The following is a 13,173-nucleotide window of genomic DNA, read 5'->3' on the forward strand; positions in this document are numbered from 1 at the left end:
AAGATGGGCCCCTTTTTTATGGGGCTGTTTGTTAGTTCCGTTTCTTTCTTCACTCTACTCCATCCTTTCCAATCGTCGATTATGGACTAAATATACACTGTGTAGTATAGTTTACAGGGTACAAATTAGATTATAGATGAAAATAGATTGTAAGCAAGCAACGTTCTCTGAAAAAGTGTTTATTAGTTTACAGTTCTGGCATGAATGTCGCTTATATTTAGAAAAAACTACAGTTACATAAAAAGTGTGGTTTACTCAATTAGCGTAACAGGATGGAGGAAATCGAATGAATCATTTAACGCCTCGTATAGACCCCCGGGTACTCCGCACACGTGAATTGCTCAGAAATGCTGTGATTGAACTGCTGGAGGAAATGGATATTGAGAAAATTTCGGTCAACCGTATTGCAGAGCGGGCCGGAATCAATCGTGTTACGTTTTATCTGCACTATCGCGATATCCCGGATATGCTGGAGAAGATGGCGGATGCCATGGTTGAGGATATCCTTCAGGTAGTGAACGAACACTCCCATTTGGAGGAAAATGGAGAATGGCCGATGTTGGAGAATCTGCTAAAGCATATAGCGGACCATTCGAGATTCTATAAGATTATTCTGACCTCAAGACAAATTACGATTTTTACGGATCGGCTGTTTAAGCTGCTTTCGGATATCATTACTACACGACTGGTGAAAAAAGATCAAGACAATGATATTTCCACAACCAATATTCAACGTGAGATTGCTATCTGGTATGGATCTTCAGCCTTAATAGGCACGATTATTGCTTGGCTTCGAAATGACATGCCTTATACGCCGCTTTATCTTGCGAGACAAATCACATTAATGCGGTCGCAATAAGCTAATGGAAATGTGTGCAATACGATAAACAGAGATGCTCTGAAAGGGGGGGGATCGCTGTTTGGTGTGTAGGGACCTCCATCTCTTCTTGAATAGCTGTTGACAAAAAAACATATTAAATATATTATAGACACACTAAGTCTCTAATTAAGGTTTTTAGCACCATGACTTAAGAAACTGTCCCTTGTATACGGCGGAGCTCAATTTTAGATTTGCTCATATAAGGACATTTTTTTACGGGTATTAAAGACATAATATGACTTTGATGTACTTGAATAAAAGAAGAAAAGGATGATTATGATGGCTATTCAACAAGCAGCAGATTCAAACTTTAAAGAAATGATACAAGCGGAGGGGGTAACCGTTGTTAACTTTTGGGCTCCCTGGTGTGGCCCCTGCAGAATGTTTGCTCCTATTCTGGAGGAGTTTGAAAGAGAAGCTGGCGATTCTGTCAGAGTGGTGAAGGTGAATATAGACGAGAACCCGGTAACCTCTGCACAATTTCAGATTATGAGCATACCGACGACCCTAATATTCAGGAATGGCCAACCCCAATATAAAGAATCAGGTATATTGTCCAAAGGCAACCTGCAGCAGCTCACAGCATCTCCAGAACAATTATGAAGAATGCGCCGCTAAGTAAACCCGGTCTCATCGTAGCCTCTCTGGTCATCGCCAATTTTTTGGCCCAGCTCATGCAAACCATGCTGAATACGGCACTGCCGCGAATGATGCTTGATATCGGGATCAATGAGAATAAGGCCCAGTGGCTGATTACCATTTTTTACCTTATTGCCGGGATTATAGTGCCGGTTGCAGGTTTTCTGATCGGAAGATTCACGACAAGAGCTCTGTTTTTCACATCGGTTGTTGCGTTTGGAGCGGGAACTTTAATTGCGGGCTTTGCTACCGGCTTTGCGTTTATTTTGAGCGGAAGAATCATTCAGGGAATCGGAGCTGGTCTGTTAATGCCCCTGTTTCAGACCACGGTTCTTCGAGTATTCCCCCGGGAAAGGATCGGTGCTGCAATGGGGCTGGTCAGTCTGGTGATGGGACTCGCTCCGGCTCTTGGGCCCACGTTGTCCGGCTTGATCGTTCAGCATCATTCCTGGCGCATCCTGTTCTATGGTATGGCCCCCTTGGTGCTTGCCAATTTTGTTCTGGCCTATTTCAGTCTGAAAAATGTCGGAGAGGCCCATGAGGCCAAGCTGGACTATCGGTCGATCCTCTATTCTTCATTTGGCTTTTCCGGTTTGTTATATGGCTTAAGCGCTGCCGGTGAGCAGGGAAGTTCCGCCGTTCTTTCGTGGGCTTTCCTTATTGGCGGGGTCCTGATGATTGTTCTGTTCATCACACGTCAACTGGGGCTAACTCAGCCCTTGCTTGATCTCCGTTTGTTCCGCTACCGGATGTTTACACACTCCTCGATTATCGGTGTATTGATGTTCATCGTGATGGTAGGCGTAGAGCTTTTATTGCCACTTTATGCCCAGAATGTCAGAGGGCTGACACCAAGGGAGTCGGGGCTTATGCTGCTGCCGGGGGCGCTGCTACTGGGAGTATCCGGTTTGATTGCGGGCAAGCTCTACGACCGTTTTGGTGTCCTCCTGTTGGTTCGCGGAGCCTTTATATTGATTACTGCGGTGACGTTTCTGTTGACAATTTCGCTGTATTTTGAGGGGCCTTATGTTCTTTTGGTGGTCATGAATACACTGCTTATGGCCGGGTTTGGGTTCATCATGACACCGATCACCGCTTTCACAATGGGCAGTGTCCCAAAACATATGATTACACATGCTTCGCCGATGACCATTTCCCTGCGCTCCTTAAGCAGTTCGACAGGCGGGGCCCTGCTTATCACAATTATGACAGCAAGTGCTGATTACAGCACCGCAGTATTTCCCGGTAATATGCTGCATGGGATGCAGACTGCATTCTGGGCCTTGACCGCGATTGCCGGGATTGGTTTCTGCTTCACCTTTTACTTGAAGGAATCCCGTGCGCCTGTTGAGGTATCTGCACCTGCCTATTGATACTGCCGAAGCCTCCGGAGTCCGGGATTCCTGTTCTCCTATTGTGTTCGCTTACATTGCTGTGTTATACAAGTACCCACACCTGTTCAGGAGGAATCCCGGGAGGTGTGGGTGTTTTGTTGTTCATTACACTAAACTGGATATCCATGCAAATACCTGCCCTTCTTCTCCGATTACCCGCATGTTGCCGGGCCTTAAGCTCTGATACACTGAACTCGCAAAGCGAAACTCCAAGCGAAGGAGGGAACAAAGATGATAATGTCCATTGTTGTACGGTATCATGAAAGGGCTTTCTTACCGGTTCGGTCAGGTACAAGCAAGGCACAGACAGGACTATCAAAGGAGGCGGTGATTTAATGACAAACCCCGGAAGATGGGTTAGCAGCTTGCTGCTGCTTATGCTGAGTGTCATGCTCGCTATGGTTCCACAGGCACATGCAGAGGTAACCGCAGAGAATCCCGCGGCAGGGACCGCAGCGATCTTTCCCTATCAGCCATCCGCTAAATATGCGGCGTCCGTGAATTACACGCTAAAGGCAAACGGAGTGAGTATCCCTGTTATCCAAGCTTTTAACGACTATGACTATGCCCATTTTTCAATGTCGGAGGGGCCGGTCACGTATGAGTTGACTATTCTGAATACGGATAAAGTGCATGAGTATTCCATCAGCCCCAAGAAATTGGGCATTACCGCCTCCAAGGTGGAAGGGCGCACCATTACTTTTACTACGCAGCAGGATGAGTATCTGATCGTGATGATGAACAATAGAACCACAAAACTGGTGATTGCGGCTGATCCGGCAGAAACAGATGTGCCAGCTGCGGCGGGGAACGGTATTTTTAATGTGACTGCAGCTCCCTATAATGTAACCGGTACGGGGGGGACTGGCGGCGTGGCACAGCGGACGGCTGCACTGCAGCAGGCCATCAACGATGCGGGCAATTATGGCACAGCCCAAGGGAATGGCACACAAGGGATTGTATATGTTCCCTCGGGAACCTACTATATCGGCAACCTGGTGCTGAAGAGCAATACTGCACTTTACATGGCGCCGGGAGCGACCTTTGTGGGTACAGGCAGGACGGCGGATTATACCGAGCACTGGTTCAAGGATTCCATGGGGCGGCCCGCGACCTGGTGGATCTCCACGGCGTTTAATTCCACGAATATTAAGCTTTACGGACGGGGGACCATCGACGGCAACGGCAAGGTGCTGCATGATGACAAGAGCACCAACAATAAAGGAATGATTAATAATCTGGTCGTGCCGATTGCAACGTCGGATTTCAAGATGGACGGGATCGTGATCCGTGAATCTGCGGCTTGGGCTGTAATGCCTGTCCGTTCCAATGACTTGAAATTTACAAATCTCAAGATGTTCAACAGTCTCGGCATGGGGGAAAACGACGGAATCGACGTGGTGGAGTCGCAGGATGTGGAAGTATGCCATTCCATCGGGATTGCCCTGGACGATCCGTATTCCACCAAAGCATGGAAAGAGGACACGGATATCGCCTCGGGCAAAGTGCCTTGGCCAGGCAGTCCGGAGCCGGTGAGTGATGTGCTGTTCGAGGACAGTATTTCCTGGACCAAGTGTTACGGTTACAAAATAGGACAGGGCGTTATGCAGAACCAGGAGAATATCACTTTCCGGGACGGTGTGGTCTACAAAGCGGCTGTCGGTTTTGCCGTTCATCATAAATACGGCACGGGCAGCGTAAGTAATGTAAAGTTTGAGAATATGGATATTGAAGATATCAGCGGAAAAAATGATGACAACAGCGCCTGGATGACGATGTTCACGGTTAATAGCAGCGGCAATGGCGCCGGTCCGGTGACCGGCGTAACGGTCAAAAATATTACGGTGCGGGATGCCGGTGAAAGCTTTGCGAAGATCAAGGGACTGGAAGGGGCCGAAATTACGGATCTAACGTTTGAGAACGTATATATGCCGGGGAGTTCCATGCCAGCAACAACACTGCAGGAGATGAACTTTACCGACCGCGCGTATTACAGCGGCGTAACGATTAAGCCAGTGCAGAATCCCGAACCGCAGCCGCGGAATAATCTGGCACTGGGGAAAGCGGCGGCGGTATCGGCCAATGACAGTACCGTGGAGACAGCACCGCTTGCTTTTGACGGGAATCTGTCAACCCGTGCAGGCACCAAACGAGGGGTGGACCCGGGCTGGATTCAGGTGGATCTCGGTGGGCTCCGGACCCTTAATGAAGTTCAATTATTCTGGGAAGCCGCTTATGGCAAAAGCTATCAGATTCAGGTATCCGGGGATGCGGCCAACTGGACCCCGGTGTACAGTACAACGAGCGGACAAGGAGGATGGGAGACGATAACTTTTAATCCGGTGCAAGCCCGGTATGTCCGGATGTACGGCACCGAACGGGCAACTCAATACGGCTACTCCCTGTGGGAATTTGAGGTCTACGGGCCGGAATAGAGCAGGAGCAGGAGCAGGACAAAGCAGCGATTCTTCAGTAAAGGGAGAGTCGCTGCTTTATGTTGTGGGCCAATACTGTACGGAAGGCGAGTCCGTTCTACAACTCCCGAGCGAGCGTCAAATGTGTGGACTGAATCCAACCAGTAACCAACTAATCCCAGCAACCAACTAACCACCATACAACTGCCATCTGCTAGCCTAACCACTATCCGCTTATCCAACCCAACGAACTGCCAAGAACCGGAAACCAAACTCCTTTCTGTCCAAGGAAAATAAAGTGTTGGATTGAAAAATAAAGTGTTAGACTGGCAACGCTCTATTCAGCGGGCAAGATAGTTATGGATGTCTCGGTGGTTCTGTGTGTTACCTGTAATGGTGGAGTATAGATTTCGTTGCACCCTTAGCAGCAGTTTTACTATTCTTGGATTGTGCAATCAAGTACAGAAAAAAGGACAAGGGGAACCCGCCCTGTCCTTTCTTAATAGATGAGGATAAATACGTGATGAGTTTACGGTTCGATCAAGGTTTACAGTTCGACTCTCCAGTTGCCCATCATCTTGGCGACTTCCGGATCGCGGTACGATAAGAAAAGACTTTCCCGCGTATCGAGAGTGGAAATTTGTTCGATATCGTCCGCGCTCAACTCAAAATCGAAAATGTTGAAGTTTTCGGCGATCCGCTCTTTACGCACCGATTTTGGAATAGCAACGACTCCACGTTGAACAAGCCAGCGAAGCACGACCTGGGCTACGGACTTGTTGTGTTTTTCTGCGATCGAGGACAGCACATCGTTGCCAAACAAGTTGTTAAGTCCTTCAGCAAACGGGGCCCATGACTGGTGCTGTACTCCTTGCTCTTTCATAAAAGCGGCGCTCTCGATTTGGTGGTAGAAAGGGTGCGTTTCGACCTGGTTGACCGCGGGCACGATTTCGTTATGCACGACGAGGTCCATCAGCCGGTCAGGCAGGAAGTTGCTGACACCGATCGCCTTGATCTTGCCTTCGTGGTACAGGTCTTCCATCGCACGCCAAGCGCCGTAGTAATCGCCGAACGGCTGGTGAATAAGGTATAGATCGAGATAGTCGAGCTGTAGCTTATTCAAGGATTTGGCAAACGCCAGCTTGGCACTCTCGTAACCGGCATCCTGAACCCAAAGCTTGGTCGTGATGAATAGCTCCTTACGCGGTACACCGCTGCGCTTGATCGCGCGTCCGACCGCTTCCTCGTTCAGATAACCGGCGGCGGTGTCGATCAGGCGGTAACCGGCCATCAGCGCTTCATATACAGCGTTCTCGCATTCTTCAGCATTCGGCACTTGGTAGACACCAAAGCCGATGATCGGCATTTTTACACCATTGTTTAATGTTACGGTTTGCATTGTAATTCCTCCTAATGTTTAAATGTCTTATAGCAAACGGCGCGTATTCCCTGAATCGGGTACTGCAGAGGGGGATTCCACTTACGGCTCATTTGCATTACAATAAGCTTAGGACCTTCGTGTTACACGAAGTCAAGGCGTCTTCAAAAATTTATTTTCTAAGGAGGATTCACATGCATACGGTCAAAGAAGCCGCCCTAATAACGGGACTAACCGAGCACGCTGTACGTTTTTACACGGATAAAGGCCTGGTGCCAAGCATACAGCGCAATCAAAATAATATTCGGATATTTGACGAAGAATCGATCAACTGGCTACATGGCATCAAATGCCTCAAGCAATCCGGTATGCCGATTGAAGTCATAAAAATGTACGTCGATCTCTGTCTCGAAGGAGATTCGACCATTCCGCAACGCTCCGCACTCATGATGGAGCATAAAGAAGCGGCGCTTGCTAAGCTCGAAGAAGCCAAACAGCACGTTGCCCATTTGGAAGAAAAAACCGCCCTATATCAAGCCATTCTGGACCACCGATCTCCAGACACCACCAATCCTGGCAACTGGGACAAAATTCAGCATATGCATAGTGACGTATTTTACTCGTCCACTGTTCGGAAGGTGTAAGAGATGTACGCGAGACCTAACCGCTCTGAAGAAAATACTCGGTTTTAAACTCCTAATTGGCTTGGCAATGAACAAGATTCACATCATTCTATAACTTATTTTTCAAAAGCTGACGATTTTTCAATATTAAAATCGCGTTAAATCAAAGATTCTGGTCTAATACTTTATTTTCACCGAACACTTTCGCGATCCTATCTCCCGGTGCGGGCAGTTCTGATGTATTTGGTGCAGCAGAATCGCTTTTTGATCGCTCGAAAATGAGTTCTGATGCATTTAGTGCAGTGTAATCTTAGAAAAGCGCCCGTATCTGCCTTATTCGCTATTCCTGATGCACTAAATGCATTCAAATCGGAAAAAAGCCGAATTTCCTCGTATCCTGATGTACAAAATGCAGTCAAACGCCTGCCTAATTAATCTACTTAAAACAACTATCCATCCTCCATCCCAACTACTATCTGCTAATCCAACCACCATTCGCTAACCACCATGCAACTACATCAATTAGCCTACCACTATTAATATCCAACCACCTTTCGCGATCCTATCTCCCGGTGCGGGCAGTTCTGATGTATTTGGTGCAGCAGAACCGCTTTTTGATCGCTCGAAAATGAGTTCTGATGCATTTAGTGCAGTGTAATCTTAGAAAAGCGCCCGTATCTGCCTTATTCACTATTCCTGATGCACTAAATGCATTCAAATCGGAAAAAAGCCGGATTTCCTCACATCCTGATGTACAAAATACAGTCAAACGCCTGCCTTAACTAATCTTCCTAACTAATCTACTTAAGTTCATTGCTGCGAGGGGCTTCTCTACATTACGTATATAGATGTTAATCTGCAGGAAACCGTAACAAGAGACGGGATAGATCCCTGTTACAGAGATGCACGCCCGGGCAGCGGGTTGAAGACTCAACCTCATTTCGTTCGGGTTCTTTACTTCGTCAACCCCTTCTTTTCTCCGTCAAAAAATACAGCAAAGCCAGCAGGGGCAGCACAAGCCCAATCAGAGTGGTGAGGCTCCAGCCGCCATGGGCATAAGCCCAGCCGCCCAGGGAGGAGCCGATGGCTCCGCCCACGAAGAAGATGGCCATGAACAGCCCGTTCAAACGGCCCCTGGCTTCGCTTCCCAAGGTATAAATCGCCCGTTGCCCAAGCACCAGATTTCCCGATACGGCCATATCCAGCATGATTGCAACCAGTACAAGCAGTGCCAGGGTCCAAGTGGAGTTATCGTCAAAAAGATAGGCCAGCACAAAGGACAACACGGCAATGATCATGGCTATGCCGGTCAATATACGGGTCCAGCCTTTATCGGCCAGTCTCCCTGCAATTGGAGCTGCGATTGCGCCGCCTACGCCTGCCAGAGCAAACCAGGCGATGCCTTGCTGGGACATTCCGAAATCATCGGCTAATCTTAAGGGAACCGTAGTCCAGAAGAGGCTGAAGGCCCCGAATAAACTGGCTTGATACAGAGCCCGGCGGCGCAGGATAGGGGTTTGTTTGAAAAGAACGCCTAATGAGGCGATCAATTGGCCATAGTTCATCGCAGGTACCGGCTGGCGCTCTGGAAGAATGCGCCATAGAGCTGCTGCGAGCAAAGTGATTATTGCCGCCGAGAGAGCAAAGATGGATTGCCAGCCCCACAGGCTGGCCACAAAGCTGGCCACCGGCCGGGCGAACATAATGCCGAGCAGCAGTCCGCTCATCACATTCCCGACCACCCGGCCACGCTGCTCTTCGGATGCCAGGAAGGTAGCATAAGGAACCAGGATTTGGGCTACAACAGAGCCAAGGCCGATGAACAGGGAAGCGGTAAGGAACAGCGGCGCTTGGGTGGCAAAGGTTGCAACAAGAAGTGCGGCGACTACAACCAATAACGACAGAGCTGCGAGGCGGCGGTTCTCCATAATGTCACTGAGCGGCACGATAAACAGCAGCCCGATAACATAGCCAATTTGAGTGATGGTGACAATGAGTCCTGCCGCGGCGGAAGAAAGACCTGTATCGGCGCTGATCGGACCGATCAGGGTTTGTGCATAATACAGATTGGCAACGATGAGACCGCAAGCGGCTGCGAGCAGAAAGGTAATCCAGCCTGAAATGGGTTGACGTGCTTTAACTTGTTCGGTGTGCATAAAAATCCTCCTCAACTCTTTTTAAATACTAAACGTTCAGTTCACTAATTCATAAACAAATAATATACTGAACGTATCGTTTTGTAAATAGGAGATTTCATTTCAATTGAATTATTAGTATAATGTACGTATAGTTTTGAAATTGAATGTGGTTAACCAAGCAGTAAAGGGGAAATGGGTATGAACGCCAAAAGAGGACGTCCGCGGAATGTGGAAACGGAAAAGTCGATCCTTGCCGCCGCCTATGACTTGCTTTTTGAACTCGGCTTTGGAGCAGTCACAGTTGAGAAAATTGCCGAGCGTGCGGGAGTCAGCAAAGCCACTATCTATAAATGGTGGCCCAACAAGGCCGCTGTGGTGATTGATGCTTTTTTGTCTGCGACGACAGCAAGAGTGCCGGTGCCGGATACAGGCTCCGTCTATCAGGATATCCTGGGTCATGCGACTGATTTGACCCGGTTCCTGACCAGCCGTGAAGGTCAGATCATCAAAGAGATTATCGGGGAAGGGCAACTGGATGCCGGATTGGCTGAAGCCTACCGGACAAGGTACTTTCAGCCCCGGCGGCTTGAAGCCCGGCAGCTTCTGGAACAAGGGGTTAGGCGGGGAGAACTGAAGGAAGGCCTTGATATCGGGTTAAGTATCGATCTTATTTACGGGCCGATTTTTTACAGATTGTTATTGACCGGTGAACTGTTGGACGATGTGTATGTCGAACATCTGGTTACGGCTGGGTTTGAGGGGATTCGTGCCAGAAATTGAACAAACCGGGAAGCTAAACAGCCGCAGGGACTTTATTCCTGCGGCTGTTTGGTATGGCCTAGAGGGGCCGGACCGTCGCCCCTTCATGAATGCCGCCCGGCAGCCTGTTTCCTGCTGTTAATATCAGGCGAGGGAATAGAAATTGTAAGAATACAGGAAAAACGTAATCGCCAGGAATGAAATCATCAGCACGGCGGTGAGCAGCTTCATTGGCAGTGTATTTCCCGTGGCCTTCCATTTCCGGGCTACAAGGTACACAGCGGGAATAAAGGCTATGGCGAGCACCCAGAAGAAGAGGATATTCAGCTTGAAATTAGCCATGGACTGGAAAGGATCACTCGACAACCGGTTTACTGAAAGGATCAGATTTCCGATGCTCAGCAGCCCCAGGAAGGAGATCAGGATTACCCCTGCACGCAGCGGAAGTCTATGCTTGTTGCGGGGTCTTGTTGTTCTTCTGGAGTTGCGAATCCAGCCGATGATACCCACGGCTAATCCGACGGTGAACAATAAGGCGGCTCCTCCTACCAGCACATAATTGAAGATTACGGTTTCTGTGAAAGACACCGGTCTCTCGTCAGCGATCACACCGTACGACAATTGGGTCACCTTTCCGCTGTCGTCGGTTTGGAAATACACACGGCTGATATCTATCCCTGCGTTATCCATAAGGGTGTTGCCGGGAGTCACACGCTCGTAAAGATAAGGTTCAATTTCTACGAAAGAAACGTTTATATTCATGTAAGGAATGCTTAGATCTATGCCTCCTTTGGCATTGGCAGTAATTACGGTATCCGTATCCTGGACAACGGAAGTGACCTTCAATATATTGGAGTCGACAGCACGGGCAGAACGGTATTTCCCGGCTACCTGCTCGCTATGATTGAATTCGCTTGTTGCTTCCGGGGCAAGCCGCGAATCTCCTACAAACAGCTTAATCAGCTCACTTCTGGCGCCGGACATTTCATTGGCAACATTGGTCAGGATGCTGATTCCGAAATTCTCTTCGGGAACAATGGATAGGAGAGATGAGAAGGCAATAGTATTTCCTCCGTGCTCCAGCACACGATACTGCCCTGCAAAATGTTCCCAAAAGCCATGGGCATTACCCGGCAGCAATGGATGATGGGTATAAGATACTTCGTGCATCTGCTGAAGCGTCTCCGGCTGCTGGAAGAGCTTGTATTTCGCGGAACCGGTGGTATTCAAATGAGCCAGCATAAAATGTGCCATGTTCTCTGCGGTAATGTTCAGGGAACCGGCCGGCATGTCATTGATATAAAAATTCGGCTGTGCAGCCCATTCACCGCCCGCTTTGGCATAACCGACGGCTTTATTCTCCATGATTTCCGGAATCAGATCATAGCGCGGGGTAAAAAAGGACTGCTTCATGTCCAGCGGTGCAAAGATATTTTGCTGAATATAATCTTCAAAAGACTTCCCGGACACACGTTCTACAATATAGCCGGCCAAGTTGGTTCCGTAGTTGGAATAAGCAATCACAGTTCCTGGCGTATAAATCTGTTTCGGTTGATTCCCAGGGGCGATATGCTCTTCGAGCGGTTTGATCTGGGTAGGGTCGCTAACGAGCAGGCCCTCTGTGCGTTCTTCAAACCCGGCCGTATGGCTCATTAAATGATTCAGGGTGACAGGTTCTTTAAAGGCAAGATCAAGGAATCCGTCGGGCAGGTATTTCCGGATGTCGGCCTCCAGATCCAATTTGCCTTGTTCAACCAGTTGCATCACCGCCGTCCAGGTAAACAGTTTGGATACAGAACCGGCTTCCAGATAGGTGGTTCCGGCATCAACGGGAGTCTGCTTCGCGATATCGGAATAGCCGTAGCCCTTCATAAAGACAATCTCCCCGTCTTTTACAATCGAGACAGAGGCACCGGGGACATCTTTTCCGATGTATTTCTTCATAATCTGATCTGTCTTCGCTTCAAGCTCTGCCACCGGAATCCCGCTGGGGGTGGCCGGAATAGACGGCGCTGCGTAGGACTGAAGTGGGCCGATCGTCAACAATGCCAATAAGATAAATGCGGACCATAATTTTTTCATTTGTTTTCGTGTGTCTCCTTCTGTTTGAGATTGACTTCAGTCTAACAGCTGGGTCTTTCTTTTTTATCTCTTATTCCTTACTTATTTCTTACTTGATGCGGCCAAGGGATTCTTCGGCTGGCTGCTTGGGTGGACGCTCCGCGAACGGACCGTTGCTCCAATCGATGTGATCGTAAGAATTTTTTTCTTCTCCTTAGTGGTGAAACTCCGGAGACCAAGGCGACCGCTGCCGCTTCTCCGCGGGTCGTTCCGTTCTCCCCGCTGTTTGAGCAAATCCATAATCAGCGGTTGACTTGGTCCCGGTAACCACTCTTCACCGGGCCCGGCTGTGCAAGGAAGCGGACTCAGGGGATCTTATTTGAGGCAACGAAGGGTGTTGTCCTTTTATGCGGACACAGGTGCTCTTATTGTATGATCTCTAGCCCAAAACAAGGGTCCATGGAACATTTAGCGGATTCTGAGTCCGTTTCACCAGACAAATGAGCTTATTTCGGGAAATAACGTTTCTCCAGTCCGTTAAATCTGTCAACCGCTTATTTTTAGGTTGAGCCACTCAAAAAGGGAGTATTTCTTGTTACATTCAATAACCAGGGGTCGGATTTGCATGCCAATGGATTTAGAAGAAAACGATCCCCAAATCACTTCGTTCGCGTCGTCTATGCCGCTGTCAAAGTGTATGCTTTGTCAATCCCCGATGACCCAAAAAGCAGAGCAGGGATTCTCCAATTACGGAAGAATCCCTGCTCTGCTTTTTTAAAATTTTACAGGACGGTCGCATTCAATAGAAAAGTTACTTACGAGACAGCCTCCTTCTATTTTGATATGGGAGATCCTGTCTTACTCGTAGAACAGCCACCGGGAGGAGG

Annotated in this window: 9 protein-coding genes; 6 read left to right on the forward strand and 3 right to left on the reverse strand. The window is 48.6% G+C overall.

The annotated features are described in order from the left end of the window. Positions 1-286 precede the first annotated feature (286 nt). From IEY53_RS20260 to IEY53_RS20275, 4 genes are all read left to right on the forward strand, one after another. Positions 287-859, forward strand: coding sequence for a TetR/AcrR family transcriptional regulator (locus IEY53_RS20260; protein ID WP_189028193.1), 573 nt, complete (start codon positions 287-289; stop codon positions 857-859). 300 nt (positions 860-1,159) lie between these two features. After that, positions 1,160-1,483: a thioredoxin gene (gene trxA / locus IEY53_RS20265; protein WP_189028194.1), complete on the forward strand. Its 324-nt coding sequence runs from the start codon at positions 1,160-1,162 to the stop codon at positions 1,481-1,483. Then, complete coding sequence (locus tag IEY53_RS20270) at positions 1,480-2,892, forward strand: DHA2 family efflux MFS transporter permease subunit (protein WP_189028195.1); 1,413 nt, start codon at positions 1,480-1,482, stop codon at positions 2,890-2,892. The genes trxA and IEY53_RS20270 overlap by 4 nt, the downstream gene beginning before the upstream one ends. Before the next feature lie 356 nt (positions 2,893-3,248). Then, positions 3,249-5,348: a galactose-binding domain-containing protein gene (locus IEY53_RS20275; RefSeq protein WP_189028196.1), complete on the forward strand. Its 2,100-nt coding sequence runs from the start codon at positions 3,249-3,251 to the stop codon at positions 5,346-5,348. Positions 5,349-5,874: 526 nt separating this feature from the next. Here the strand turns inward: IEY53_RS20275 and IEY53_RS20280 are convergent. After that, complete coding sequence (locus tag IEY53_RS20280; protein ID WP_189028197.1) at positions 5,875-6,726, reverse strand: aldo/keto reductase; 852 nt, start codon at positions 6,724-6,726, stop codon at positions 5,875-5,877. Positions 6,727-6,899: 173 nt separating this feature from the next. Here IEY53_RS20280 and IEY53_RS20285 point away from each other — a divergent pair, with 173 nt between their 5' ends. Next, positions 6,900-7,349, forward strand: coding sequence for a MerR family transcriptional regulator (locus tag IEY53_RS20285; protein WP_189028198.1), 450 nt, complete (start codon positions 6,900-6,902; stop codon positions 7,347-7,349). A 941-nt stretch (positions 7,350-8,290) separates the two neighbouring features. On the opposite strand, the gene IEY53_RS20290 is transcribed toward IEY53_RS20285, so the two are convergent. Next, positions 8,291-9,484 (reverse strand): MFS transporter, encoded by a 1,194-nt coding sequence (locus IEY53_RS20290; RefSeq protein WP_189028199.1) that lies wholly within the window; start codon positions 9,482-9,484, stop codon positions 8,291-8,293. Positions 9,485-9,664: 180 nt separating this feature from the next. Here IEY53_RS20290 and IEY53_RS20295 point away from each other — a divergent pair, with 180 nt between their 5' ends. Then, positions 9,665-10,246: a TetR/AcrR family transcriptional regulator gene (locus tag IEY53_RS20295; RefSeq protein ID WP_189028200.1), complete on the forward strand. Its 582-nt coding sequence runs from the start codon at positions 9,665-9,667 to the stop codon at positions 10,244-10,246. A gap of 123 nt (positions 10,247-10,369) precedes the next feature. Here IEY53_RS20295 and IEY53_RS20300 read toward each other — a convergent pair whose 3' ends face one another. Next, positions 10,370-12,307 (reverse strand): serine hydrolase domain-containing protein, encoded by a 1,938-nt coding sequence (locus IEY53_RS20300; RefSeq protein ID WP_189028201.1) that lies wholly within the window; start codon positions 12,305-12,307, stop codon positions 10,370-10,372. Positions 12,308-13,173 lie beyond the last annotated feature (866 nt).

It is taken from the genome of Paenibacillus albidus, assembly GCF_014644435.1.
In the GTDB taxonomy this organism is placed as follows: Bacteria; Bacillota; Bacilli; order Paenibacillales; family Paenibacillaceae; genus Paenibacillus_AQ; species Paenibacillus_AQ albidus.